26 protein-coding genes, 1 tRNA gene and 1 pseudogene are annotated in these 26,392 nt (G+C 55.7%); 22 read left to right on the forward strand and 6 right to left on the reverse strand.

Annotation, left to right across the window (positions count from 1 at the left end; translation table 11 throughout):
- The first annotated feature begins 69 nt into the window (after positions 1-69).
- Positions 70-297, forward strand: coding sequence for a YMGG-like glycine zipper-containing protein (locus GS646_RS02505; RefSeq protein ID WP_171093435.1), 228 nt, complete (start codon positions 70-72; stop codon positions 295-297).
- Positions 298-302: 5 nt separating this feature from the next.
- A complete protein-coding gene (locus GS646_RS02510; RefSeq protein ID WP_253746491.1) occupies positions 303-671 on the forward strand; it encodes a YmgD family protein in 369 nt (122 codons plus the stop codon).
- Positions 672-675: 4 nt separating this feature from the next.
- On the opposite strand, the gene GS646_RS02515 is transcribed toward GS646_RS02510, so the two are convergent.
- Positions 676-870, reverse strand: a complete 195-nt coding sequence (locus GS646_RS02515) for a SlyX family protein (RefSeq protein WP_170573549.1) — start codon at positions 868-870, stop codon at positions 676-678.
- A 128-nt stretch (positions 871-998) separates the two neighbouring features.
- Between GS646_RS02515 and hisS the strand changes: the two genes are divergently transcribed.
- From hisS to hisG, 3 genes are read left to right on the forward strand one after another with little or no spacing between them, the layout of a single operon-like run.
- A complete protein-coding gene (hisS, locus tag GS646_RS02520) occupies positions 999-2,486 on the forward strand; it encodes a histidine--tRNA ligase (RefSeq protein ID WP_171184173.1) in 1,488 nt (495 codons plus the stop codon).
- A gap of 3 nt (positions 2,487-2,489) precedes the next feature.
- Positions 2,490-3,578 (forward strand): ATP phosphoribosyltransferase regulatory subunit, encoded by a 1,089-nt coding sequence (locus tag GS646_RS02525; protein ID WP_171647324.1) that lies wholly within the window; start codon positions 2,490-2,492, stop codon positions 3,576-3,578.
- Entirely contained in the window at positions 3,575-4,264 is a 690-nt protein-coding gene (gene hisG, locus GS646_RS02530; RefSeq protein ID WP_171093427.1) for an ATP phosphoribosyltransferase, read from the forward strand. Before GS646_RS02525 ends, hisG begins: the two co-directional genes overlap by 4 nt.
- Here hisG and GS646_RS02535 read toward each other — a convergent pair.
- Positions 4,261-4,692, reverse strand: coding sequence for a DUF1489 domain-containing protein (locus GS646_RS02535; protein ID WP_171184177.1), 432 nt, complete (start codon positions 4,690-4,692; stop codon positions 4,261-4,263). The two genes, hisG and GS646_RS02535, sit on opposite strands and share 4 nt — an antisense overlap.
- Positions 4,693-4,821: 129 nt before the next feature.
- Here GS646_RS02535 and GS646_RS02540 point away from each other — a divergent pair, with 129 nt between their 5' ends.
- The 6 genes from GS646_RS02540 (at position 4,822) to GS646_RS02565 (ending at position 11,081) form a co-directional block, all read left to right on the forward strand.
- A complete protein-coding gene (locus tag GS646_RS02540; protein ID WP_171184179.1) occupies positions 4,822-7,104 on the forward strand; it encodes an adenosylcobalamin-dependent ribonucleoside-diphosphate reductase in 2,283 nt (760 codons plus the stop codon).
- A 29-nt stretch (positions 7,105-7,133) separates the two neighbouring features.
- Complete coding sequence (locus GS646_RS02545) at positions 7,134-7,409, forward strand: hypothetical protein (protein WP_171184181.1); 276 nt, start codon at positions 7,134-7,136, stop codon at positions 7,407-7,409.
- 84 nt (positions 7,410-7,493) lie between these two features.
- Positions 7,494-7,763, forward strand: coding sequence for a potassium channel family protein (locus GS646_RS02550; protein ID WP_371732012.1), 270 nt, complete (start codon positions 7,494-7,496; stop codon positions 7,761-7,763).
- 177 nt (positions 7,764-7,940) lie between these two features.
- Positions 7,941-9,020, forward strand: a complete 1,080-nt coding sequence (locus tag GS646_RS02555) for an AI-2E family transporter (protein ID WP_171184185.1) — start codon at positions 7,941-7,943, stop codon at positions 9,018-9,020.
- Positions 9,017-10,081, forward strand: a complete 1,065-nt coding sequence (locus tag GS646_RS02560) for an HlyD family secretion protein (protein ID WP_171093418.1) — start codon at positions 9,017-9,019, stop codon at positions 10,079-10,081. Before GS646_RS02555 ends, GS646_RS02560 begins: the two co-directional genes overlap by 4 nt.
- Complete coding sequence (locus GS646_RS02565) at positions 10,071-11,081, forward strand: DUF2955 domain-containing protein (protein ID WP_171184189.1); 1,011 nt, start codon at positions 10,071-10,073, stop codon at positions 11,079-11,081. The genes GS646_RS02560 and GS646_RS02565 overlap by 11 nt, the downstream gene beginning before the upstream one ends.
- Before the next feature lie 100 nt (positions 11,082-11,181).
- Here GS646_RS02565 and GS646_RS02570 read toward each other — a convergent pair whose 3' ends face one another.
- Positions 11,182-12,195 carry an AraC family transcriptional regulator gene (locus GS646_RS02570; RefSeq protein ID WP_171184191.1) on the reverse strand — a complete coding sequence of 338 codons (1,014 nt, stop codon included), beginning with the start codon at positions 12,193-12,195 and terminating at the stop codon, positions 11,182-11,184.
- Between the two features lie 142 nt (positions 12,196-12,337).
- On the opposite strand from GS646_RS02570, the gene GS646_RS02575 reads away from it, so the two are divergent.
- The 8 genes from GS646_RS02575 to GS646_RS02610 all read left to right on the forward strand — a co-directional run bounded on the left by GS646_RS02575 (position 12,338) and on the right by GS646_RS02610 (position 21,586).
- Complete coding sequence (locus tag GS646_RS02575; protein WP_216600423.1) at positions 12,338-13,735, forward strand: amidohydrolase family protein; 1,398 nt, start codon at positions 12,338-12,340, stop codon at positions 13,733-13,735.
- A 25-nt stretch (positions 13,736-13,760) separates the two neighbouring features.
- Positions 13,761-14,525: a DUF3299 domain-containing protein gene (locus tag GS646_RS02580; RefSeq protein ID WP_171184193.1), complete on the forward strand. Its 765-nt coding sequence runs from the start codon at positions 13,761-13,763 to the stop codon at positions 14,523-14,525.
- Positions 14,522-15,700, forward strand: a complete 1,179-nt coding sequence (locus tag GS646_RS02585; RefSeq protein ID WP_171184195.1) for a carbohydrate porin — start codon at positions 14,522-14,524, stop codon at positions 15,698-15,700. The genes GS646_RS02580 and GS646_RS02585 overlap by 4 nt, the downstream gene beginning before the upstream one ends.
- 47 nt (positions 15,701-15,747) lie before the next feature.
- The gene (locus GS646_RS02590) at positions 15,748-16,989 is read left to right on the forward strand and encodes a membrane dipeptidase (protein ID WP_171184198.1); all 1,242 of its coding nucleotides are present in this window, start codon (positions 15,748-15,750) and stop codon (positions 16,987-16,989) included.
- 672 nt (positions 16,990-17,661) lie between these two features.
- A complete protein-coding gene (locus tag GS646_RS02595; RefSeq protein WP_171647322.1) occupies positions 17,662-19,080 on the forward strand; it encodes a circularly permuted type 2 ATP-grasp protein in 1,419 nt (472 codons plus the stop codon).
- Positions 19,081-19,082: 2 nt separating this feature from the next.
- A complete protein-coding gene (locus GS646_RS02600; RefSeq protein WP_171184201.1) occupies positions 19,083-20,024 on the forward strand; it encodes an alpha-E domain-containing protein in 942 nt (313 codons plus the stop codon).
- Between the two features lie 3 nt (positions 20,025-20,027).
- Positions 20,028-20,825 (forward strand): transglutaminase family protein, encoded by a 798-nt coding sequence (locus GS646_RS02605; RefSeq protein ID WP_171184203.1) that lies wholly within the window; start codon positions 20,028-20,030, stop codon positions 20,823-20,825.
- Positions 20,826-20,836: 11 nt separating this feature from the next.
- Positions 20,837-21,586: a peptidase gene (locus GS646_RS02610; RefSeq protein ID WP_171184204.1), complete on the forward strand. Its 750-nt coding sequence runs from the start codon at positions 20,837-20,839 to the stop codon at positions 21,584-21,586.
- A gap of 103 nt (positions 21,587-21,689) precedes the next feature.
- Here GS646_RS02610 and GS646_RS23185 read toward each other — a convergent pair.
- From GS646_RS23185 to GS646_RS02620, 3 genes and pseudogenes are all read right to left on the reverse strand, one after another.
- Positions 21,690-21,749: pseudogene (locus GS646_RS23185) on the reverse strand (DUF3604 domain-containing protein); the annotation flags it as partial.
- Positions 21,750-22,294: 545 nt separating this feature from the next.
- Entirely contained in the window at positions 22,295-23,116 is an 822-nt protein-coding gene (locus GS646_RS02615; RefSeq protein WP_216600422.1) for a site-specific integrase, read from the reverse strand.
- Between the two features lie 317 nt (positions 23,117-23,433).
- Positions 23,434-23,509: transfer RNA gene (locus tag GS646_RS02620), tRNA-Val, on the reverse strand.
- Between the two features lie 307 nt (positions 23,510-23,816).
- On the opposite strand from GS646_RS02620, the gene modA reads away from it, so the two are divergent.
- From modA to modC, 3 genes are read left to right on the forward strand one after another with little or no spacing between them, the layout of a single operon-like run.
- Positions 23,817-24,596, forward strand: a complete 780-nt coding sequence (gene modA / locus GS646_RS02625) for a molybdate ABC transporter substrate-binding protein (RefSeq protein ID WP_371732013.1) — start codon at positions 23,817-23,819, stop codon at positions 24,594-24,596.
- 5 nt (positions 24,597-24,601) lie between these two features.
- Positions 24,602-25,294: a molybdate ABC transporter permease subunit gene (gene modB / locus GS646_RS02630; RefSeq protein ID WP_171184206.1), complete on the forward strand. Its 693-nt coding sequence runs from the start codon at positions 24,602-24,604 to the stop codon at positions 25,292-25,294.
- Complete coding sequence (gene modC, locus GS646_RS02635) at positions 25,291-26,391, forward strand: molybdenum ABC transporter ATP-binding protein (protein WP_171184209.1); 1,101 nt, start codon at positions 25,291-25,293, stop codon at positions 26,389-26,391. The genes modB and modC overlap by 4 nt, the downstream gene beginning before the upstream one ends.
- Position 26,392 lies beyond the last annotated feature (1 nt).

Consider the following 26,392-nt stretch of genomic DNA (forward strand, 5'->3'; position numbering starts at 1 on the left):
GACAGTTAGCGCCTCGTTAGGCTGATCTGATAGAAATGTCTTTAGGTCATGCCATGGGAGGGCATTGATATGACGTTTGCAGGTCTCACGTTCAGAACAGTTCTATTTGGTGCGGCAGCATCGCTGGCTTTGGTGTCCGCCTCAGCGGGTCTGGCGGATGACAAGGATGACAAGAAGAAAAAGCAGACGATTGAAGGTGCTTTGATCGGTGCTGGCGTAGGCGCTTTGATCGGTGACGGCAAAGGGGCGGCCATCGGCGGTGTAGCCGGTGCAATTATCGGACATAACTGGAAGTGATCGCCATGCGTATGACCCTAACCAAGACCTTTGTTGCAGGGATTTGCGTGTCTCTATCCGGCGCTGCGCTGGCTGATGAGGCGGCGGAGCAGATGGTGCAGGACGCACTACCTGTTATGCACTACACCTGCGCCTCGATTGCGGAAGAGGCAGATGGCGACGAAGCTTTTGTTGTGTCCGTTGTTGAGAAGATGACGGCTCTTTCACTCTACAACCGGCAAATCAACATCGAAGACCACGCGACGACTGATGAGGAAAAAACCCAGCTGCGCGAAACCTTCATCGCTGCTTTGTCCGAGGGGTGCGCAGCAGACAAGAACGCCCTTTTGGGTGGTGTCGTCGACAATGCGGTGAAATCAACGCTAGGGCTGTAGCGCCTCAGTAATGTGGTGGGCGTTCGTCACCAAAGACAACACCGCCTGATCCTTCCTGCGCGCGTTCTGCCTCTCGTTGCAGCAGCATTTCGACCCGACGCGTCAGGCGGTCGATCTCACCTTGCTGACGGGTGACAACCGTGTTCAGTTCTTCGACCGTACGAGTCAGATGGGCGATCTGTTCTTCCAGATGCTGCATGGTGCTCTCCTTGATGTGCCGGTCATAGCGACCCTGTGCCGCCATGGCCAGAGAAAGCGCGCCTTGCCCCGATGCGGGCCATGGGATAGACCGCGCGCGGAACAAGGACACTCCCGAGGACGCCCCACATGGCCAAGCCCAAGAAACAGCCCCGCCCCAAGGCCGTAACGCCAAAAGGGTTCCGCGACTATTTCGGCGAGGAAGTCACGCAGCGCACCGAGATGCTGCGGACGATTGCGGGTGTCTATCATCGTTACGGGTTTGACGCGTTGGAAAGCAGCGCGGTTGAGACAGTCGAGGCGCTGGGCAAGTTCCTGCCCGACGTGGATCGCCCAAACGAAGGCGTCTTTGCCTGGCAGGAATTCGACGAAGGCGGCAATGGCGATTGGATGGCCTTGCGCTATGACCTGACTGCGCCTTTGGCGCGGGTTTATGCGCAACACCGCAACGACCTTCCGACACCCTATCGCCGCTATGCGATGGGTCCGGTCTGGCGCAACGAAAAGCCAGGGCCGGGGCGGTATCGTCAGTTTTATCAGTGTGATGCGGATACGGTCGGCACGGCCTCGATGGCTGCAGACGCCGAGATCTGCGCGATGTTGTCGGATACGTTGGAGACCGTGGGTATTCCGCGTGGCGACTATCTGGTCCGGGTCAACAACCGCAAGGTTCTAAACGGCGTGCTCGAGGCGATGGGCCTGGGCGAGGACGCCGCCGCGCGCGACAACGTTCTGCGCACCATCGACAAGTTCGACAAGGTGGGCGAGGCTGGTGTGCGTGAACTGCTGACCAAAGGCCGGTTGGATGCCTCAGGCGCATTTATCGACGGCGTGGGCCTGAGCGATGACCAAGCCGAGCCGGTGATTGCGTTTTTGACCTCAAAGGCTGCGGATACTGCCGGAACGCTGGCCAACCTGCGCGCGGCCGTGGGCAACAGCAAGATCGGTGCGGATGGCATCGCCGAGTTGGAACAGATTGGCGCGCTGCTGGATGCAGGCGGTTACCGTTCGGACCGGATCGAGATAGATCCGTCCGTTGTACGCGGTCTCGGTTACTACACCGGCCCGGTCTATGAGGCTGAACTGACCTTTGAGATTTTCGACGAGAAAGGCCGCAAGCGGCAGTTCGGGTCGGTCTCGGGTGGAGGGCGCTATGACGATCTGGTCAAACGCTTCACCGGGCAGGAAGTGCCTGCGACCGGTATCTCGATCGGCGTTGACCGTCTACTGGCTGCTCTGCGTGAAAAGGGGCGGATCGCTGCCCAAGCAACAGGTCCTGTGGTTGTCACGGTCATGGATCGCGACCGGATGGCCGACTATCAGGCAATGGTGGCGGAGCTGCGTAACGCGGGCATTCGCGCCGAGGTCTATCTGGGCAATCCCAAGAACTTCGGCAATCAGCTAAAATACGCGGACAAGCGGAATTCTCCAATAGCAGTGATTGAAGGCGGTGACGAAAAAGCCAATGGCATCGTGCAGATCAAGGACCTGATCCTTGGTGCCAAGATCGCCGAAAGCGCCACGCTGGAGGAATGGAAAGAGCGCCCCAGCCAGTTCGAAGTGCCACGCGGTGATCTGGTCGCGAAGGTGCGCGAAATTCTGGAAAGTCAGGACTGACCCATGCCCAACCGTTCCCAGATACAGGCCCGCGCCGCAATGATGCGTGTCCGGTTCGAGGCGGCTGGCGCTCAGGTCGTGGATACGCCCCTGTTGCAGCCGGCGGAAACTTTGTTGGATCTTTACGGCGAAGACATCCGCGCCCGCGCCTATGTGACGTCGGACGCCCTGCGCGGCGAACAGATGCTGCGCCCGGATTTCACGTTGCCCGTAGTGCAGATGCATATGAGCGACGGGGCCGAGCCCGCGCGCTATACCTATTCGGGTGAGGTTTTCAGGCGGCAGGAACACGACCCGGACCGGGCCAATGAATACATTCAGGTCGGCTATGAGGTGTTTGACCGGAACGATCCTGCCGGGGCCGATGCCGAGGTCTTCTCGCTTTTTGCGCTACAACTGCGCGGTTTGCCGTTGCGTGCAGCCACCGGGGATATCGGTATCCTGACGGCCGCTGTGGCCGGGTTGCGTACGACCGAGCCTCGCAAAGCCGCGCTGATGCGCCACCTGTGGCGGCCACGCCGATTCCGTGTTCTGCTGGATCGTTACGCGGGCAGGACGCCAGAGCCCGAGCTGCGGTCTGATCTGCTGAACGCCACCGAACCGATGGTATTTGACGCGCCTATGATCGGAAAACGTCGGGCCTCGGAAATCGAGGCGCGGATCGAAGCTTTGCGCGAGGATCGTGATACCCCGCCGATTTCTGACAGTGAGCTTGTCGGCTTGGAAACGCTGCTGAATGTGCGTGAGACCATGCCCTTTGCGATGGAGCAACTGCGCGACGTCGCGGTGGATTTGCCACAGATCTCCCCGGCGCTGGACCGGCTGGAGGCCCGCGTGGCCGCGTTGCAGGCGCGTGGTGTCGATGTCGCGCGTTTGGATTTTGAAGCCGCGTATGGCCGGACCTCGATGGAATACTACGACGGGTTTGTTTTCGGTTTTTATGCCGAAGGCCGCCCCGATCTGCCTCCGATCGCGACCGGCGGGCGCTATGATGCGCTGACCCGGCAATTGGGCAACGGGGCCGAAATCCCTGCCGTTGGTGGCGTGCTGAGGCCCGACCTGATGCTCGAGATCGAGGAGGGCGCGCAATGAGCCTGAAACTGGGCGTGCCCTCGAAGGGCCGGTTGATGGAAAAGACCTTCTCGTGGTTCGAGAAGCGCGGCATTGCTTTGTCCCGCAGCGGATCAGATCGGGAATATGCGGGCAAGGTCGAAGGGATTGATGGGGTCTCGCTGGTTCTGCTGTCTGCCGGGGAAATCCCGCGCGAACTGGCGGCGGGGCGGATCCACATGGGTGTCACCGGTATTGATCTGGTGCACGAGAAACTGCCGCGTTGGGAACAGCAGTTGGAAGAGATCTCGCAGCTGGGCTTTGGCAAGGCGGATCTGATCATTGCAACGCCGGCCTGTTGGGTCGATGTCGATACGCTTGACGATCTGGATGCCGCGGCGGCGGCGTTTCGCAAGACCCATGGCCACCGCCTTCGGATTGCGACCAAGTATCACCGGCTGGTCCGAGAGTTCCTGACCGATGCAGGTGTGGCCGATTACACTCTGGTCGACAGCCAGGGCGCGACCGAAGGCACGGTAATGAACGAAACCGCTGAGGCGATCGCCGACATCACCTCGACTGGCGAAACGCTGCGGGCCAACCACCTGAAAATCCTGTCTGACGGTCTGATCCTGCAATCGCAGGCCACGCTGTGGCGTAGCCGGGTTGCTAAATACGACGCGACGGAGAAGGCGGTTCTGTCTGACCTGCTGGATCGGCTGCGTTAAAGCACCCCTATCTCTGCCAGCGCGCGGTTGAGGTCATCCGGCAGGGCATCGTCCTGCTCGCGGTTTTTGGGCAAATCAGCTGGTGTGTCCTCAGGCTTGAGATAACGCCATCCCTGAAACGGGCGCTTCAGGGCGTTCTGAGTCCGATGGACCTCGGGGTCTAGCACAATGGCACACCGGCGGATGCCGTCCTCTCCGATCACCTCATCCAATCGCAGGATGCGCTGACGACACTGGATCACGCCTTTGATAACCCAATAGATTGAGCCGCCATTCAGAATCTCAGCCTCGCGCTTGGGCCACATGCGGGTCACGTGGCGCGGACAGCCGTCATGATACAGGGGCTTTCTGCTGTCCTGCCAGGCTATCAGCGTATCGACGCTTTCTGACCCGACAGACAGTTTTATGAGGTTTACGTACTTATCCACAGCTTTCCCACAGAGTCGTCCCAAGGCCGATCTTTATATTGTAGCTCACAGTACGCAGTCATCAAGGTGTTGTGGTCTGGGTGTGATTTAGGGTACTCTGGATACCTCTTTCAGAACAGGGAATCACCAATGAGCCGCTTTGCCGCCCCCATCGCCGAGCAGATCTGGGACATGAAATACCGCTTTAAACAAGCGGACGGCACACCCATCGATCAGACGGTCGAAGACAGTTGGCGGCGTATTGCCCGCGATCTGGCGCGGGTCGAAAAAGACCCTTCGCATTGGGAAAAAGAGTTCTATCAGGCGCTGGAGGACTTCAAATACCTGCCTGCGGGGCGGATCACAGCGGGTGCGGGTACCGCGCGACAGGTGACACTGTTCAACTGCTTTGTCATGGGCACAGTGCCCGACAGTATGGGCGGCATTTTCGACATGCTGAAAGAGGCTGCGTTGACCATGCAGCAGGGCGGCGGGATCGGGTATGACTTCTCGACCATCCGACCGCGCGGTGCAGACGTTAAAGGCGTCGCGGCAGATGCCTCGGGCCCGCTGAGCTTTATGGATGTCTGGGATGCGATGTGCCGCACGATCATGTCCGCAGGCTCGCGCCGTGGGGCGATGATGGCGACCATGCGCTGTGACCACCCCGATATCGAACAGTTTATCACCGCCAAGTCCGACCCGGCCCGTCTGCGCATGTTCAACATGTCGGTGCTTGTAACTGATCCGTTCATGGAGGCCGTCAAAGCCGATGGCCCGTGGGAGCTGGTGTTTGGCGACAAGGTCTATCACACCGTTCAGGCGCGTGATCTGTGGAACAAGATCATGCAGGCGACCTATGACTATGCCGAGCCGGGTGTAATCTTCATCGACCGCATCAATCAGGCCAATAACCTCAGCTACGTTGAAACCATTGCCGCCACCAATCCGTGCGGCGAACAACCTCTGCCGCCTTATGGCGCGTGTCTGTTGGGCTCGATCAACCTGGCGCGTCTGGTCGCGGACCCGTTTGAGGACGCAGCCCATCTGGACGAGGAGGCTTTGCAAAAGCTTGTCGCCACCGCTGTTCGGATGATGGACAACGTGGTGGATGCCTCGAAATTTCCGCTGGCCGAACAAGAGGCCGAGGCGCAGGACAAACGCCGCATCGGTCTTGGCGTAACCGGTCTGGCGGATGCGCTGCTGATGTTGGGCTTGCGCTATGGCTCAGACGACGCGGCGCGTCAGACCGAGCGCTGGTTGCACGCAATCGCCCGCGCCGCGTATCTGGCGTCGGTCGACTTGGCGAAGGAAAAAGGGGCGTTCCCCCTGTTCGACGCCGAGAAATACCTGGCCAGCGGCACGATGCTTCAGATGGATGAGGATGTGCGTGACGCGATCCGAGACCATGGTATCCGCAATGCGCTTCTGACTTCGATTGCGCCGACCGGTACGATCTCATTGTACGCGGGCAACGTGTCGTCGGGTATCGAGCCGGTTTTTGCCTACGCTTACACGCGCAAGGTTTTGCAGAAAGACGGTTCGCGGACCGAAGAAGAGGTCGTGGATTACGCGGTGCAGATGTGGCGCGACAAGTTCGGTGACACAGAACTGCCGGACTATTTCGTCAACGCGCAAACCCTGTCCCCGTCCGATCACGTCAAGATGCAAGCGGCGGCGCAGAAATGGATCGACAGTTCGATTTCCAAGACGATCAACTGCCCTGAAGATATCGGCTTTGATGCGTTCAAGGATGTCTATATGCAAGCCTGGGATAAGGGTTGCAAAGGCTGCACCACCTACCGTCCGAATGATGTGACCGGCTCGGTCCTGACCGTTTCGGAAAGCGATGACAAAGTGCCGGGAGAAAGCGCAGATGCGCCGCATGAGGTCGATGGTGGAGACGTGATTTACATGTCCGAACCGCTGGACCGTCCGCAGGCGTTGGAAGGGTCCACATACAAGCTGAAGTGGCCCGACAGCGAGCATGCGATTTACCTGACCATCAACGATATCGTCATCGGAGGTCGCCGCCGCCCCTTCGAGGTGTTCATCAATTCGAAGAACATGGAGCATTATGCCTGGACGCTGGCACTGACCCGCATGATCTCGGCCGTTTTCCGTCGCGGTGGGGATGTGTCCTTTGTCGTCGAAGAGCTGAAAGCCGTGTTCGACCCGCGTGGTGGGGCCTGGGTGCAGGGGAAATACATCCCGTCGATATTGGCCGCGATTGGCGGTGTGATCGAGCAGCACATGATCAATATCGGTTTTCTGGAAGGCGAGGGGATGGGTCTGAAATCCGACCCACAGGCACAAGTCGTCAACATGGACGCACCACGCGGCAAAGCCTGCCCATCCTGCGGTCAGTATGACATGGTGATGATCGAGGGTTGCATGACCTGCCGCAGTTGCGGGCATTCCAAGTGTGGTTAGACCGTCGCCTGCCGGATTAACTTGATGTCGTGAACGCGCGCATCAATCTGCAACTTAACCAGTTGCAGATTGAAGTTCTGAACACAAAAGATCGCCATCGCTCCCTGAGGGCGGTGGCTTTTCTGTTTGCGAACCGGACGGCGTCGCCACCATTTGCTTCGAGCTGGGTGATCTGGGAAGCGCACAGATTGCAGCGTATTGATTTTTCTGAGTTGAATCTCGACCCCAACCAACATGCGATCCTGGAAGGAAAGAGCGACCTAAAAATGATCGCTCAGACGTTAAATTCAAAAAACACTATGTAGAAATGCATTTATAGGTATTGTGGTGTTATGAATTCGTTAACCAGAATAACACGAGGGATAGGCGTCGCCTTTAAGGATGGCAGGGTGAAGGGCCTGCTTGCCTTCACTACCGGTATGATCCTGTGGGCATCGGTGTTTTACCATTATGTCGAAGGTTGGAGCTGGCTGGATTCTATCTACTTTTCTGTTGTTACAATCTCCACGGTTGGGTTCGGTGACTTTTCTCCTGAAACCGCGGCGGGGAAGATTTTTACGATGGTGTATATCATTGTTGGCCTCGGTATCTTTGTGACCGCAGCGACCACTGTGGCGGATACGATCCTGTCGCAGGACGATGACAAAAATCAAAAATAAGCAGCGCCAAGTTTAGCCGGTTCTTCTCTGGCGTAGACCGCAATGCGCTTCATGAAATTAAATCGCGGCCGGGCTTCTTAAACTCTTCAACTTGCTAACGTCTTTTGCGGGTTAAAAAATATACATATTACGTTTTTTGAGTATAATGTACACAAAACAAGTTTTTGGAGGGATGGTATGGAAAAGACTCAAGATGCGAAGATTGTCGACCTCGCGATACGGTTGCTCTTTCTCGGATTGTTCCTCTACAGCGCTTTGGTCATGGTGGCCCCGCTTGCCAGTGTGGTCATCTGGGCCACGATCCTGTGCGTCGCGCTTTACCCTGTGTTTGATTGGCTGCAATCCAAGATGGGAGGGCGGAAAAAGCTTGCTGCGACAATCCTGGTTTTATTGGGCCTGGTGTTAACCCTAGGGCCGGTCGCAACGGCTGTATCCGGTGCCGCAGAACTTGGGTCAGATTTTGCCGAGCAGGCCGACAGAGGTGAGTTGAAAATCCCACCGGCACCAGAAGGCCTTAAGGAACTGCCGTTGGTCGGAAACAAAATTTCCGAAGTTTGGGGCATGTTTGAGCGCAATCTGGACGGCGCGTTGGCAAAATACGGTGCGCAAATCCTTGAGATCACCAAGTCGCTTTTTGGTAAGGTTCTGGGGATCGGTATCGGACTACTCGGTCTTGCTTTGTCCGTGTTGATCATGGGGGCCTTGTTCAGCCCCGGACCAACTCTGGTTCAAGGTTTGCAGCGTTTTGCGAACCGTGTTTTCGCTCCGCGTGGCGGCGAATTCATTACACTGGCCGGAGCAACAATCCGAAACGTGACCAAAGGCGTGATCGGCGTGGCGGCCATTCAGGCCGTCGTTGTTTGGATATTGCTGGTTCTCTTTGGGATTTCATCGGCTGCAACGTTGGCATTTATCTGCCTGATACTCTCGATCATTCAGATTGGGCCCGGTTTGGTTCTTTTGCCAGTTATCATCTACGCATGGAGTTCGATGTCCGGGGGTGCGGCTTTGATCTTCACAATATTGGCCATTCCCGTTGCCATAATGGACAGCTTCCTGAGACCAGTGTTCATCTCAAAGGGTCTTGAGACACCCATGCTGGTTATCCTGATCGGTGTTCTCGGAGGCATGATGGCTTACGGTCTGATCGGCATATTTATGGGGCCGGTTCTGTTCGCCGTCTTTTATGAGTTGTTCAAAGTCTGGATCGACTCCCCACCCGCAACTGAAGGTGTTGCGGACGGAGAAGCAAAATGAGGAAGACGATTTGGACAACGCTGGCCGTCATTCTGATCTTTCTGGTCTGGTACCTCGTCGCTGACCGAAAAACACCGTTCACCGGAAACGCCAGGGTAAAGGCCATCGCGACCCAGATCGTACCGCAGGTCACTGGGACAGTGACCGAGGTTCTTGTTGAAAACGGTCAGGTCGTCTCGGCAGGAGATGTTCTGGTTCGGATTGACCCAAGACCTTATGAAATCGACCGCGACAAGGCTGAAGCTGATCTGGAAGCGGCCACACAGGAAGTGGGGGCCTCCTCGGCCGAGGTAAGCGCTGCACAAGCCAAACTGGCCAGGGCGCAAAGTGATCTTGATACGATGCGCATTCAAACCGAGCGCGTGTTTGCGCTTGAAAAGAAAGGGTTGATCGCCGTTTCAAAGGCCGATGACGCTCGCGGGCAGCTTGCAGAATCTGAAGCGAATTTCGAAAATGCCAAAGCGGATTTGGAAAAAGCCAAGCAAAGGCTGGGTGATGACGGTATCGAAAACCCAAAAATTCAGCGCGCTTTGGCGGCTTTGGCAGATGCAGAGCTGAACCTTGAATGGACGGAATTACGTGCCCCGGCGACGGGCGTGATATCCAATCTTTTGATCGCCCCCGGTACATATGCCAGATCCGGTCAGGACCTGTTGACGTTTTTGGATGCAACGGATGTCTGGGTTGAGGCTTACTTTACCGAGAACAACCTTGGCCGCGCTTCGGTGGGATCGCCGGTTGACGTCGTGCTGGACATGCACCCCGGCAAAATTGTTCCGGGCGTGATTGAGAGTTTTAGCGCGGCCGTATCCCTGAGTGGTGGGGATGAGCCGGGACAATTGGCAAGCCCGCCCAGCACCAAAGGCTTTCTGCGTGAACCGGAACGATTTCCGGTGCGGATCGTTCTGCCAGGATATGAGGCCGGAAACGCCGAAGATGATCTTCGCTTCCAACTAAACGGCCAGGCTGATGTGATCATGTATCTGAGCGACAACTCGCTGCTGAATATGGTCGGTCGGACCTACATTCGCTTGGTGTCCATCCTGTCCTATGCGTACTGAGGATCGGAACTCCGTTATCCGGCTTGCACTGGGTGTGACCGGTGTCTTCGCCTTGGGTCTGTTTCTGGGGTGGCCGCTTGCCGTGGTTGGGGCTGTGTTCACCGCCCTGTTCCTTCAGGCACCTGCTGCTTTACCCTTGGCGGCCTTCGCGAAACTGTTCGTCTTTTCGATTGGATTGATGTTCATTTCCTTCCTTCTGTCGTCGGTCTTTGCTCCATATCCTGTTGTGTTTCTCATTCTGGTGGCCATCGGGATTATCCTGTCCTTCATGTGGTCAGTTTCAGGAGCAGGAGTTCTGCCCGGTGTCATCGCCCTGATGGGTGCATTGATGATTCCAAATCTTGTTTTGCAATCACAGGATTTGGCGTTGGTGCTGGTGTTCTGGATACCGTTGAACCTGCTATTTGCAGGTTTCGTATCGACCCTGATGTTTGTGTTGTTACCCGCCGAACCTCAGACTGGCGCTCAGAAGAAAGCCGCGGCGTCTTCGGACTTTGATCCCAATCGGCGGATTGTAAGAATGTCGCTTGTAACGGTGCCGTTTGCCATGGCGTTTTTTATCTCAGGCGCGTCTGCGTTGTTGGTCCTGTTCTTTGTTGCGCTTCTGAGCCAGCAACTTGCTGCAATGCCATCGATGGGCAAAACGGTTGCCAAAGCCATGCTGACAGCAAACCTTCTCGGAGCGGCAATATCCATCATCTGCTATGAGCTAAACGTCATCGCGCCAGTCATTCTGACACCGATCCTGGTATGCCTGTTTTTCTGCCTGTCACTCGGGGCCCTTGGAAAAACTCAGATCCCGCTGGCTGCAGCGGCAGGTTCGGCGTTAACGACGGTGCTTATCGTTTATGGCGGGTCGATTTCTCCGTTTTCGGATGAGGCGGACGTCAAAAGCATCACGCGCGTTTTTCAAGTCGCCAGCGCCGCTTTCTTTGTCATTGCGGCATATGTCGTTGTTGATGAGTTCTGGCCGGAAAGAAAGCAACGCGCAGCTCAGTGACCTTCCGAGGTAAACCGGGTTTACCAAAAGTCCGGCAATTGCTCAGGCGATATTCGCGCAAACGGAACGTAAGCGGATGCAGCGCGGGATCTTGCGAAGTTTACTTTGACTTCTGTTCCAGTCGGTACTGCGTCGGCGTTGTGCCGGTTTGCCCGCGGAAAAACCGGGTGAAATGGGACTTGTCCGAATAGCCGAGCGTTAGTCCAATCTCGGCAATTGTCATCGCACTCTTTTTCAGATGTTCTTTGGCGACATCAACGCGCAGCCGCTTGATCTCGCGGGGCAGCGTTGTGCCTTGCTGCTGAAGCGCTCGGGAAAATCGTTCTGGTGGTATACCCAGCAACCCGGCCACCACTTCTGGCCCTAAATCGGTTTCATCCAACTTGTCGCGCAAGACAGATCGCAATGCAGCGACCACGGTCACTTCTTCCTTTTCCCGAACTGAGGCGACAGGCGCAGCCGATGCATTTGAAACGTGGTTCAGGAACAGCCATTCCACGGGAAAGCTGATTTGCATCCCGGGATCGGTTCCAAGGCCGACCTCGATCCCTTTGTAGTCGAGTGGCAGGCCATTGATGTATCTGCTTTCCCAACGCACTTGCGCGGGGTCCCAGGAACTTCCGACAACGGTTTGCAACAGACGCACGTATATTGCGGCCCCAAAACCTGTGACCTGAATAGGTTGAACCGTTGGTTCCTGTTGTCTCTCGATCCGATAAATCGCTTTGTCGGCTTCTATGACGAGACTGTGCCGCACAGAGTTGGATTCCTGCGGAACAAGCCCAACAAAACGCGCAAAAAATTCGAAAAGCGTTGTTGTCGATTGCAAGGCATCAGCGAACGGAGGCCATCCTTGCAGATCGAATGTTTCCCCTACATTCAGTCCAAGAAATCGATCGCCCGACAGTTCAGAGAAGGCATTCAACAGACCATAGACCAACTCTGAGTGGACATAGACAGAAGGGTCGGACAACAGTTCAGCTTTCAATCCGACCTGATCCAAAGCTGGTTGTGGATTGATCCCTCGGGTGGTGAGAAACTGCAAAAACGGGGCCGCTAAAGCAAGGCGGATAAAGCCTTCGCTGTGTTCTTGAGAGGTTGAGTTGAACGGCAAGCTTGTCACCTTTGGTTGGACCAGCAGTTTTACTCGGTGGCCACTTTAGCCTTCATATTCGAACATCTTAATGCAAAAGTGGCAACCGACCTAAAAGTTTCCACTCTACAGTTATAAAAACATGAATATGAGGAGGGACCTTATGTCTGGCTCACGAATGTCCTTTTACGCGTCAGTGACTGCAGTAGCGGTTTTGACTTTTCCTATGTTTGCGTCGGCTCAGGATCAGGACGAGCCGCAAACGTTGTTCACCAACGTCCATGTCTTTGATGGCGTAAATGAGCAGCGTATCGAAAATGCGAGTGTTCTTGTTGAAGGCAATCTGATCAAGGCGGTTTCCGTCGACGCGATCGATGCACCCAACGCAACTGTCATTGACGGTGGTGGGCGAACGCTGACGCCCGGCTTCATTGAACTTCACGCTCACCTTATGCTGATGGGTCCGACGCTGCCGGCGATGGAGGCCAACACGACATGGGAGGACTTTGCCATTCACGGTGCACGGATGGCCGAGATGTATTTGATGCAGGGTTTCACCACAGTCAGGGATGCGGGTGGCGCCAATGGCGGGCTGCGAAGGGCCATTGATGCAGGGCAAATCGACGGCCCCCGGTACTATCCTTCCGGGGCATTTATTGGAACACGGGGTGGTCATGCAGACTTCGCAAATTTCACTGCTCCACCGGGCGCTGAAACGAACATGAGCCGTCTGAACCTGGCGCAAGAGATCAGCGGTGTCGATGACGTCTATAAGTTTGCGCGCAACAACTTTCGCATGGGCGCCACGCAGTTGAAATTCATGCAATCCGGCGGCGTGGTTTCTGCCTTTGATCCATGGCAATTGCTGGCTGGATCGCCAGAGGAAATCAAAGCAGCCGTGCAAGTCGCAAATGAATATGGCAGCTACGTCATGGCGCATTCTTACCGAAAAGAAGCAATCTTGAATGCGCTGGATGCAGGTGTGATGTCGATCGAACATGGGTTCTCGTTCGATTGTGAAATCGCTGAGGTCATGAACGAAAAGGGGGCATACATCACGACCAACCTAACGGCCTTTGATCCCGGTTTGCTTGATATTCCTGCGGTGGCAAACGTCCCGTCGAGCCTTGCCAAGGCAAAATCTGCCTCGGCCACGTTTGCGGGCTATATCGACAACATGAAGGAATGCCCGGTGAAGCGAGGGTTCCAGACAGACTGTGTAGGGTCGGTGGAGGCGTGCAATATCCAGATTGCCTACGAAAAACACCTGAACAATGAATTTTTCGGCCCGTTCACCTCGTTGGTGACGCTGACATCGACAGGTGGTGAGGTGGTCGCTTTGTCGGGTGACTTTATGAACCCGTATACGGCTGGAAAGCTTGGTGTGATCGAAGCTGGCGCTTATGCCGACATCCTTTTGATTGATGGAAATCCTCTCGAAGACTTCTCTGTCGTTGGGACGGGCGATCAATGGTTCGGTGCGGACCCCAGGCCGGAAAGCCCTGAAACTATCCGCCTGATTATGAAGGATGGCGTGATATACAAAAATACGCTGGACTGATTGATACCGCAGCCGGAGGGTGTTCATGCGCAATTGGTTACGATCCATAATAGTCGCAGGGTTGGTTTGGTGTGCTCCCCCCGCGTTGGCCGCGAATGGGGTTGCGGTGGACTGGGCGGACCTTCCAGACCCATCCGCGCAAGTCTTTGAAGACCCTTATCGAGATCTCAGCCCGGAACAGTTCGACGATGTTCTGTTTGTTGTCCGACTGCGCGGCAGGATGGAGCAGGGCAATGGCAGCGAAGAAGAACGGCAGAAATGGCAAGAACTGCTGGCTGAGACTGAGGATGCTTTGGCCGCAGAGGACATTGATATCGACTGGCTGCTCGATCAGCGAGAGGTCGTGACAGAACGCCGAAGAAAAGCAGCAACGGATGGAAATCCGCAACATAACGGCCAGACCGTCACACTGGCCGGCTTTGCCATTCCAGCCCCAAGTGATCCTGACGGGCGACCTGTGGCCTACTTGGTGCCAGAGCGTGGGATGTGCAGCCACATGCCTCCGCCTCCTCCTAACCAGATGATCCGTGTGCGGTTGAACGACGATTGGGCACCCAGCTATTATCATGAACCGGTAAGACTGACGGGCAGGCTGACAATTGACCCGTCCGTTCAGAGCATGATGGTCGTGGATGGCCTGATGCCCATGAGCGCGACATTCCAACTGGAAACGGACAGTGTTGAAACCCTAGAAACCGAGGCGGACAGGTTGGAGTGGAAACAGCGTGCCGCTGATCGCATCCGCGCGGCGGGTGATCGCAAGACGGGCGGGGCAAGAGCGTCCGAATGATAAAGAACCTGCTTACTGCCTTGGTAATTTCATCTGCTGGCACGGCCTCGGCCCAAGGATTGTCCGGCCCTTCTTCGGTGCAAGCCGAGCTTGAACCCGGCGACGGATTGACCGATCCGCAATACCGTTCAGATTTTCCGCGCAACGTAGCCCCGGGTTGGTTTACGTGGAAAGACCGGCTGGCCGAGGACGGGTTTCGATTCAACATTGATTACTTGGCGCTTGGCCAAACCACAAATGCTGATCTGGGCACCGGTGAAGCGGCCGGTGGAATTGCTCGGTTCTATGGCAGTTGGCAGGCAACCGAGCGTGGTTCTGTGACATTCAAGATCGAGCAGCGACACAGTTATACCGGCGTTGCCCCCCAATTTCTCGGGCTTGATGGTGGTGCCCTCTCTATCACGGGGACAGCGTTCAACGACAACGGTTTGTTACTTACCAACCTGTTTTGGACCCAAAGGGCCGAGAACGGGTCGTGGACGCTGCAAGTTGGGCAGATTGATGTCACGGACTTCGTGGACATCTATGGGTTGGTCAGTCCCTACAGCGGATTCCAGAACCTGTCCTTCAACACCAACCCGACGATCAATACACCCAATCAAGGATTGGGGATCGCGGGTGGGGTTAAGCTAAGCGAAAAACTCTACGCAGTTGCGAGCGTGTCGGACGCGAACGCAGACCCGTCTGACCCAAATTTCGATGTGTTCAGCGACGGCAATCTCTTCAAATCACTCGAACTTGGGTACACTTCCGGCTTTGATCGTATCTATTTCGACAATATCCATTTGACCCTCTGGCATGCGGATGCGGCTGATGATGGCAGCCGAGCGGAAGACTATGGCGCTGCATTTTCTGCGGCATGGTTTGTCGACAATAAGTGGATGCCGTTCTTTCGGGCAGGGGCCTCAAAAGGAACAGCAGCTCTTTACGATCGGTCGATATCTGCCGGTCTGGGATATTACGGTCGCAATACCGATTTGGCTGGTGTTGGCCTGAACTGGGCCGAAGCCAGGGGCATAGACGGGACACAGTTCACGCTTGAAGCTTTCTACCGGTTTTCAATCTCACCGGGATTGCAGATCACACCATCGGTGCAGTTCATTTCCAACCCGCTGCTGAACCCCACTCAGGACAGCATTACGCTGTTCGGCCTAAGAACCCGGGTCGTTTTTTGAAGGGGGTTCATGCGGCGGCAAAACATATCAACTTAGGAGGCTCTGTCATGAAGACCCTGTTGGCCGTAAGCGCCATAGCGATCACTTTTGGTGGCGCGTTACATGCGAGCGAGGAAAGCAAGACGTGGGAGGCGTCAGAAGAGGCGAAGCAGTTTGTGCAGGACACAATTGTCCTCGGCATGTTGGCCAGCCCCTATGGCACTGGCTGGACTGAAGACGAGCAGCTGCACACTTACTTCGCGCGTGCGCGGGAAAACGGTATCACCGGGCATGAGATGACGCTTGCCGCTGCGGATATGTCTTTCGACACCTTTCTTGATCAACATTACCACTTCCGTGCTGCCATGGCCCAGCAACCGGAAAACTATCTCATCGTGAATGAAACCCGTGATATTGAAGCTGCCCACATACAGGGCAAGACGGCGGTGATCTGGAACAGCCAAACGGCCACGATTTTGGACGGCGACCTGAGGAAGATGGCCGTGCTCAAGGACATAGGGATCAAAAGTATGATCCTGGCTTACAATGACATTTTCCGAACTGGTTCTGGGCAGTTGGCGGCCTATAACGGCCGCGACATTGGTCTGACCCCCTGGGGGAAGTCGGTCATCGATGAAATGGTCAGGTTTGGCATCCTCCTGGACCTAAGCCATACGGGCTCGAAAACGGCCAATGACGCCATGGACTACATGGATGAGAACTATCCCGGCGTGCCCTATGTTTACACGCACTCGGTTCCTGCAGGGTTGTACGCGAATGGGCCCAATGCGACGCTAAAAGGGTGTTATCGGGCCATTCCCGACGATGAGGCGCTGCGCGCGGCCAAGTCCGGTGGCTACGTTTCCCCAACGTTCACAGAATGGATGATGGACGGTGTCTGGCCCGAGGATATCTCACCTAAGCAGGCCGCTGATATGATCGACTATTATGTCCAGCTTGTGGGTGTTGACCACGTTGGAATTGCAACGGATGACATGTTCTCGCTTGAACTTGTCGTGCAATGGGCGACCGCAAACGCGAGTATGTACGACGATGGCGGCTATATGATCGATGCGTTCAACAAAGGAGCGACCGGTAACGGCGAACTGGCCAAAATCCTTGCGGCAATTACCGATGACCTTTGGGCCCGTGGCTATTCCAACGAAGACCTTGCAAAGATATATGGCGGTAACAAGATGCGGGTCTACGCGCAGGTATGGGAAGGCAAGCCACCCGAACAGTTTCTGAAGGAATACCCTGAGCGTCTGCTTTTGAGAAAAGAACTTCGAGATGGGTTCTATTCGCGATAGGTTTTCAAGACATGTAACAACGGAGTTAGGCCCCGAGGGGTGTGTCTGTGTCGAAGTTTTTCTGGAACGGATGGTGGGTGATGAGAGACTCGAACTCCCGACATCTTCGGTGTAAACGAAGCGCTCTAACCCAACCCGCACGTGCAACAAGGTGCTGTTTTCCACTGCCGCCACCGACACCCCATTGAAAGATGTCTTGCGTTGCCAGTAGCTTGACGCTCTCACAATCGACAAAGCAATGCAATGCTGCAAGTGTGTTTTGGTTCAACCTAAAAGCTGAATTTCATTAAGAGCAGTAACGCGTTTGCAGCGGAGGCGCAGCGGTCGTCACCTGCCGTGGGGGGTATGGGGGCAATTGGCTACACATTTAAGTAAGATACCCTCCCAAAAAAATGTGCCGCAAATTCTCGTCCGGTCCCAAAGCGGACGTTTTTAAGATCGGTAGCGAATGACCGAGTTGAGCCCAATGCGGACGTTCGGATGCAGTACAAAACCAGATACTGTTGAACTCAAAACACTGAATGTGACTTCAATTAGAGACACGAAGAACGCCACGTTGTTAAGTTCACGAAATTATCCAGTTAGCCTGAAAATTAGACGCTCCTTCTAAAGGCAGCTTCCAACCAAGCCTGAATGACTTGAAAAATCTGATCTATGCGTAAAACTCAAAGCATGAGTGTGTATTTTGATGAAATGTTCAACGGCGATGGATCGCTCAGAGGTCCATACGAAGAGATCGGCCGCTGGTTCAATGCGGAAGACGCATCACGACTGAGGGCGAAACAGCGCGAAGCCGAAGAGGTTTTCAGGCTGACGGGTATAACTTTTAACGTCTACGGCAAAGCCGAGGCCGAGGAACGCCTGATACCGTTTGATATCGTGCCACGAGTCATTTCAACGCGCGAATGGCAGCGGCTGGAACGCGGTATCGAACAGCGGGTGCGGGCAATCAACGCATTTCTACACGACATTTATCACCGTCAGGAAATAGTCCGGGCCGGGCGTGTGCCGGCTGAGATGATTGCCGGAAATGAAGCGTTCCTGCCGCAGATGCTTGGTGTCTCACCGCCCGGTCAGGTTTATACGCACATTGTCGGCGTCGATCTGGTGCGAACCGGCCCAGACGAGTTTTTCGTACTGGAAGACAACGCCCGAACGCCATCCGGGGTCAGCTATATGCTGGAGAACCGGGAGACGATGCTGAAGATGTTCCCTGAGCTTTTTAGCTCGACCAATGTTCGGAATGTTTCTGACTACCCCCGCAATCTACGACGGTCGCTGGCGGCCTGTGCACCGGCTTGTGCAGACGGGGAACCCACTGTCGCGGTTTTAACCCCAGGCATCTATAATTCGGCCTATTACGAACATGCGTTTCTTGCTGATCAGATGGCCGTGGAATTGGTTGAAGGTCACGACCTGCGGGTTGTCGACGGACGCGTCTGCATGCGCACCACCAGAGGCTATACTCCCATCGACGTGCTTTATCGCCGGGTTGATGACGACTTCCTGGATCCGCTGAATTTCAACCCTGATAGCGCATTGGGCGTGCCTGGCATTCTGGACGTTTACCGCGCAGGCGGCATCACAATCGCCAATGCGCCCGGAACGGGTATTGCCGATGACAAGGCGATCTATTCCTACATGCCCGAGATCGTTGAGTTCTACACGGGCGAGAAGCCTCTGCTTCAGAATGTTCCTACCTGGCGGTGCAGTGACCCCGGCTCTTTGTCTTATGTACTGGACAATCTTTCCGAGCTTGTTGTGAAAGAAGTGCACGGGTCTGGCGGCTACGGGATGTTGATCGGCCCGACTGCCAGCAAGAAGGAGATTTCGGCTTTCCGCGACAAGCTCAAATCGCGGCCAGCCAACTATATTGCTCAACCGACCTTATCGCTCTCGACGGTGCCGATTTTCGCGCGTTCGGGCCTTGCCCCCAGACATGTCGATTTGCGTCCGTTCGTTTTGGTGTCACCTGAAGGGATCAATATCACACCCGGCGGCCTGACCCGCGTAGCGCTGAAGAAAGGGTCACTGGTCGTGAACTCGAGCCAGGGTGGCGGGACCAAAGACACTTGGGTTCTGGAGGACTGACCATGCTGGGAAAAACTGCTGGTGGGTTGTTCTGGATGTCCCGGTACCTGGAGCGAGCGGAAAACACGGCCAGGCTGCTGGAAACAGGTCAGAGGATGGCGTTGACCCGTACTAAGAACTCCGCCGAAGAATGGGGCTCTGTTCTGAAGACGGCCGGGGTTCTGGACGGGTATCACGCCAAATACGATGACATCTCAAAAGAGAATGCCGTCGATTGGATGCTGCGTGACGCTGACAACCCGTCCTCGATCAAGTCGGTTATCAAGCAAGCACGAGACAACGCGCGCCTTGTTCGAACCGCGCTGACCCACGATGTCTGGAGTGCTGTAAATGCGACTTGGATGCAGATTGATGAGGTCATGAAGCGGCGTGTGAATGAGCGGGACCTGCCAGCGACGCTGGAGCTTATTCGGCAACAGGCGGCTTTGGTCCGTGGTGCCACATTGGGAACAATGCTGCGCAATGACATTTTCGACTTCACCCGCATTGGCACATTTGTCGAGCGGGCCGACAATACCGGGCGCATTCTGGACGTGAAATACTATGTACTTCTGCCCACAGCCTTCTCGGTCGGCTCGTCCTTGGACAACATCCAATGGGAAAGCATCCTCCGGTCCGTCGGCGCAGGCGGGGGGTATCGAATGACCCATGGCGAAAAAACCCGACCGTCAGATATTGCCCGGTTCCTGATCCTGGATCAGCGGATGCCGCGCAGTCTTCACTTCTGCTGCAGAAAGATTCAAGAGAACCTGTCTTACCTGAAGAAGGACTATGGTTTTGCCGGACCGTCATGCGAGGCGTCAAATGCTCTCTACGAAAAATACCTGGACCAGAAGATTTCCGATATCTTTGAATTTGGGCTCCATGAGTACATTCAGGATTTTTTGACGGATCTCGGCAACTTAAGCCGTCAAATCGAGATTGATTACCGGTTCTACGAGTAGCCAATGAAACTGCACATTCGACACGAGACACGATACGATTTCGACGCGCCGGTTCCCTTCGGGCTGCAGCAGCTGAGGAAGACGCCAAAGTCATTTCGCAATCAAAGCATTGAAAGCTGGAACACCGAAATCACCGGCGGGCGCAAAGAACTGACGTTTGAAGACTACCATCGCAACACCGTGGAATTGATCAGTTTCGAAACAAACACCCAAAGTATTTCGTTGATCTCTGAAGGTGTTGTTGAGGTGGAAGACACCAATGGCATCTTGGGGCGTCACGAAGGGTCGACGCCCTTGTGGTTGTTCAAAAGGGGAACCCAGCAGACAACGCCGGGAAAAGGGGTTGCCGAACTGATAGCCGCATTACCCAAAGGCGAACCGCTGGAGCAGATGCATGCTCTTTCCGAAAAAATTCGAGTTCAGGTCGCGTACGAAATTGGTAGTTCGCACCCGGGCTGGAGCGCAGAAGATGCCCTCAAAGCTGGGCGCGGCGTGTGTCAGGACCACACGCATATCTTCATTACATGCGCGCGACAGATCGGAGTGCCAGCGCGCTATGTATCCGGTTATTTGATGATGAACGAAACGGAACTGCAAGACGCGACCCATGCCTGGGCAGAGGTGCATTTGGACGGGCTTGGCTGGGTCGGGTTTGATGTTTCTAACGGGATCTCACCTGACGATCGTTACGTCCGCGTTGCAACCGGGCTGGACTATGCCCAAGCCGCACCGGTAATAGGGAACAGAATTGGTACAGCGGGCGAGCAATTGACAGTGCAGTTGCAGGTCGCACAGCAGTAACGGAGAATTTGATGACCTATGCTGTGGGCATGCGGCTGAATCGCGGGCTGGTGTTCATGTCCGATACGCGCACGAATGCAGGCGTGGACAATGTTTCGACCTTCAACAAGATGTTCAATTGGACAGTCGAGGGGGATCGGTCGATCACAATCCTAACAGCCGGAAACCTTGCGACCACTCAGGCCACAATAAGCCTTCTGGAAGAACGTACAAAAGTGCCGGAAGAACGCTCGCCGTCCATACTGGAAGCGCCGACAATGTTTCAAGTCGCGCAACTGGTCGCGGCTACACTGAACGACGTCATCGAGGAACATGCCAGATCCGGTCAGCAAGCTGACAGCGCTTTTCACGCGACACTCATTGTTGGAGGTCAGATCAAGGGCGGCCCGTCTCGCCTGTTTCTGATCTACCCTGAGGGCAACTTCATCGAGGCCGGTGATGACACCCCGTTCTTTCAGATCGGAGAGACAAAATATGGTCGCCCGATTCTGGTGCGCGCCTATGATCCGGAAATGAGCTTCCCAGAAACCGTAAAACTCTTGCTGGTCAGCTTTGACTCTACGATTAAGGCCAATCTGTCTGTCGGGGCTCCGCTTGACATGCTTCTCTACGATGAAGACAGCCTTGACGGCGGTACGCGGTCAAGATTCGAAGCTGACGACCAGTACTTTCGCAGTGTTTCCGATGGATGGGGTGACGCGTTGAAATCGGCCTTGGCCAAACTTCCAGAATACAGATTGGGGCGAAAGTCAAACGATTGAGCGTTCGCTTTGTCCGCAGAGTGGTCGTTCGGATGTACTGCAGCGAAGGTCCGCATCGAGCCCAGATCAGACTTAGTGAGTTTTAGTCTTAAGCTAATATCACTCATCCCTGAGGTGAGTACCAGATCGGCGACGTATAGGCCCTTTCTTGTATAGACCGAGGGGCTTAAAGTCTCCTGTGTTTGGTCCATTGGACCCATTTTTTGGAAAACGCTCTGACTGATGCCGAGCAGATGGATTTGCCCCGTTAGGGCGATTGGGAGAAAATCCCGGTGAACACGCAATGGCTAAACTAGAGGGATCAATAGCCTACTTTTTAGTACCTTTGCTTACGGGTCAGCGTGATTTAGTGTTTATTTACTTATGCTTAATTACCACTTTCTCCACTCGCATTGGAGTGAAGGAAGGCCAAGCCGTCTAAGCGACCCGATCAACACTGACCAAGCGAAACCTGTATGCTCAACTGAGGGAGGGGTTTCGCTCAACTGAAGGAGTGGTAACGCTTGTTAGTTCACAAGACGGAGGGTTAGCGCCTGTGTGTTCCAAAGAGGAAGGGTTAATGTCATTTCCAAATGTGTGCGGGACAGAAAGCCAGCCACCGGACAGCCAAAAGGCTAGGGGGGCAGTGTTGTCGCTTGATAGGGAGAAGGGTGGTCAAAAACTGACGCATCGAGAGACTACGACCACCCTGAACAGCATCACGCCGATTTAGACATGTTCGACGGCTGCCAACTTTGCCACGATGTCATCGGCCTGCAGGTGGGTGTAACGCATCAGCATCCGCAAATCCCGATGTCCGCTGATCATTTGGACCTGCACCAACGATAAACCGCTTTCCACAAAGCGGGACACGGCCTCGTGCCGAATATCATGAAATGTAAGGTCAACCACACCTGCACGTTGTCTGAGGCGTTCAAAGGCCAATCGCACAGAGTTACCAGACAGGGGGAAACAACGGTCCTCTCCGCGTGGCAGGCCCATCAATACGGCAACGGCATTCGGGCTGAGAGGCACTGTACGGGCGCGACCGTTTTTTGTTTGCGGCAAGAACACTGTCCGACGCTCAATGCCTACATGCCTCCATTGTATCGACAGCAATTCACCGCGTCGCATCCCGGTCTCCAAAGCCAGCGTCAGCAACGGCTTCATAAAAGGAGACCGAGCTTGGTTCACGGCACCCAACAAAGCCTGCCATTCTCCCTCCTGCAATCGCCTCTCGCGGCGGTTGTCGATCTTGGGTCGCCGGACAGGCTTGACCAGGTTCCCCTGTGGCAGGTTCTGCCCCCAATCCTCGCAGGCGACATCAAGGGCGTGCTGCAGCCAACCCAGTTCCCTCACCACAGTCGCCGCCTTCATGGATTTAATGCGCTGGTCACGATAGTGGACAAAGTCAGCGGATCGCAGCTTGTTGACCTTCCTGTTGGCTAGCTTGGAGTACTTCCGCAGGAACCCATTTATTGCATAGCTTTCATTGTCCGCACACCGTTTCTCGCTAGTGACGTTATCTCGGTATTTTCGCAGCACACTCACCGAGTGTCATCTCGGATGCGCTCACACTGAGGGCTGGGGTAAGCAATCCTCTGTCCGCGCTCAACTCCGTCTCTCGCGCCCACTTCGCCGCATCAGCACGCTTTAGAAAGGACTTAGATCGGGATTGCCCATCCTTCCTAACCGTCGCCTGCCACTTTCCGCTAGGCCGTTTTACGATTGTTGCCATGGCCCATATCTCCTGTTTTGGAGACATCTTTTCTGTCTAAGTGCAGCGGAGGCGCAGCGGACACAGCTTCATACGCATCACAGCTATAGCTGCTAGTCGCGTAAGACTTTGATACAATGTGGGGAAAGGATGGTGGGTGATGAGAGACTCGAACTCCCGACATCTTCGGTGTAAACGAAGCGCTCTACCAACTGAGCTAATCACCCGTGACGCTGCATGTAGCCAAGCCTGAGGGCGGGTGCAAGAGGGTCTGAGTGATTTTCTTGAATTCTATAGTTTGGCCGATCCGTGTTGCCCTGTCCGTCTGGAGTTCCGAACACTGAATAATCCCGTGCTGCCGCAAATCTGAATATTCGCGGTGTGATGATGGTCATGTCTAATCGACGCCTTGACCCTTTTGGACTTTCTGCAACGCAGAGGCACGGAACTCGGTAATTTCTCAAAGGCGCTTGCGTGGGGGCTGTACCCTCCGATATTTCCGAAGGGACTGCAATTTTCTGGTCGGGAGTGTACATGACCCTAACCTTCACCCGCCGTTTCTGGATGGTGGCACTGGTCTTAGGTGTATTGGCGTTGGCGCCAGTCCGCGCCGGGGCCGAAGGTGTTTTGGTTTTTGCAGCGGCGAGTCTGAAGACAGCGCTGGACGAGATTGCTGAAAGCTATGAAACGGAAACGGGGCACCGTGTCACGGTTTCTTACGCGGCATCGTCGGTACTGGCGAGACAAATTCAGCAGGGCGCGCCTGCGGACGTGTTCATCTCGGCGAATCCTGACTGGATGGACATACTGGAGCAGGACGGTTTGATCCGGGCGAATTCACGGGTGGATTTGCTGGGCAATGGTCTGGTTGTGATTGGTGCGACAGGTCGAGAAAGTTGGGGAGAGATCCAACCTGGTCACGACCTAAAGGCTGAATTGAATGGCGGTTTTCTGGCGATGGCCCTGGTTGATGCCGTGCCAGCAGGTATCTACGGCAAAGCCGCGTTGCAAAACCTGAATCAATGGGACGCATTACAGGACCATGTGGCGCAGACCGACAATGTGCGCGCAGCTCTGGCACTTGTGGCGGCAGGGGCTGCGCCCTTGGGTATTGTGTATCGATCAGATGCACAGGTGGAAACACGGGTCAGTGTTTTGGCGACGTTTCCCGACGACCTGCATCCTGAGATCATATATCCAGCGGCCGTCACATCATCTGCACAGGGTAGAGCACAGGCCTTTCTGGATCATTTGCGCGGCGATGCGGCGTTGTCCGTTTTTCAAGAGCAGGGGTTTTCCCTGCCGGGCGGGTGATCCTCGTGGACTGGTTGGGCCCTGCCGAAGTTGAAGCGTTAAAGCTGTCTCTGCGCGTGTCGTTCTGGGCGACGCTGGCGACATTGCCGTTTGGCATATTCGTAGCCTACGCGCTGGCCCGCTGGCGGTTTCCCGGCCGTCAGGTGTTGAATGGTCTGGTGCATTTGCCCCTGATCCTGCCACCTGTCGTCACGGGGTATCTGTTGTTGCTGACATTTGGCATTCAAGGGCCGCTTGGGCGTGTTCTGGCAGAGTTCGGGATCGTTGTCGCGTTTCGCTGGACCGGGGCAGCGCTGGCTGCCGGGATCATGGCATTCCCGTTGATGGTCCGGGCCATACGCTTGTCCATCGAAGCGGTGGATCAAAAGCTGGAACAGGCAGGGGCCACGCTGGGGGCGTCACGCCCGATGGTTTTTCTGACAGTGACCTTGCCGATGATCCTGCCGGGGGTCATTGCCGGTGCAATTCTTGCCTTTGCCAAGGCAATGGGCGAATTCGGGGCCACCATCACGTTTGTGTCTAACATCCCCGGCCAGACCCAAACGCTTCCGTCCGCGGTCTATGCATTCCTGCAGGTGCCGGGCGGGGAGGCGGCGGCAACGCGACTGGTTCTTATCTCAATCGTTATCGCGATGAGCGCGCTTCTTTTGTCAGAATACGTCGGACGGCGCGCTGCTGCACGGGTGGCCGGGTCATGAGCCTTTCCGTTCGGTTGCAACATCGTTTGCCGGATCTCGATCTGGATGTCCGCTTTGAGGCACCGCCCGGAGTGACCGTTTTGTTTGGGCGGTCGGGGTCGGGCAAGACGACCATCGTCAATGCAGTGGCTGGGCTGCTGCGGCCCGAGGCGGGCCGCGTGGCGGTCGAGGATTGGGTTTTGTTCGACACAGATCGCGGACAATGGCTGCCGCCGCACCGTCGGCGTTTGGGGTATATTTTTCAGGAAGGGCGGTTATTTCCCCATCTGACCGTACGGCAAAATCTGGCTTACGGTCGCTGGTTTGCTCCGAAAAGGGCGCAGCGGGAAGATCCTGAGAAGGTCATTGCTATGCTGGGCATTGGCCACCTGCTGGATCGCCGTCCAGCCGGGTTGTCTGGGGGCGAGAAACAACGCGTGGCTATCGGGCGGGCGCTACTGGCAAGTCCCCGCCTTATTCTTGCGGACGAGCCTCTGGCTGCGCTGGACGAAGCGCGGAAAGCGGAAATTCTGCCGTATTTCGAACGTCTCAGGGACGAGGTGTCGGTTCCTATTCTCTATGTAACCCACTCGGCGGCTGAGGTCGCGCGTCTGGCGACCTCGGTTGTTGCGCTTCAAGACGGAAAAGCCGTGCGTCATGGGCCCGCTTCCGAGGTTTTAGCCGATCCTTCGGTGGCCCCCGCAGGGGTGCGCGCAGTTGGGGCCGTTTTGGAAGTTCAGGTCGCGCAGCACCACGCTGACGGGCTGACAGAGTTGAATGCCAACGGCGCACGATTGTTCCTGCCGCGCATTGCGCATGACGTCGGGGCGCAATTGCGCATCCGTATCCCGGCGCAAGAGGTGATCTTGTCTAACCAAAAGCCCGAGGGATTGTCTGCGTTGAACGTGCTCAGCGGTTCGGTGGCCTCGATCCGGTCGGGTGAGGGGCCTGGTGCAATTGTTTCCGTCACAACCCCGGCAGGTAGTGTTCTGGCACGCGTCACACGTCGATCAGTTGCGGCGCTAAACTTGCAGGTGGGCAGCCCATGTCACGCGGTGATCAAGACGGTTGCCTTGGCGCCGCAGGATGTTGGCGGGCGTATCGGGGCGGGCCAGTAAA

The sequence above is a fragment of the Ruegeria sp. HKCCD4315 genome, assembly GCF_013112245.1.
Classification (GTDB): Bacteria; Pseudomonadota; Alphaproteobacteria; order Rhodobacterales; family Rhodobacteraceae; genus Ruegeria.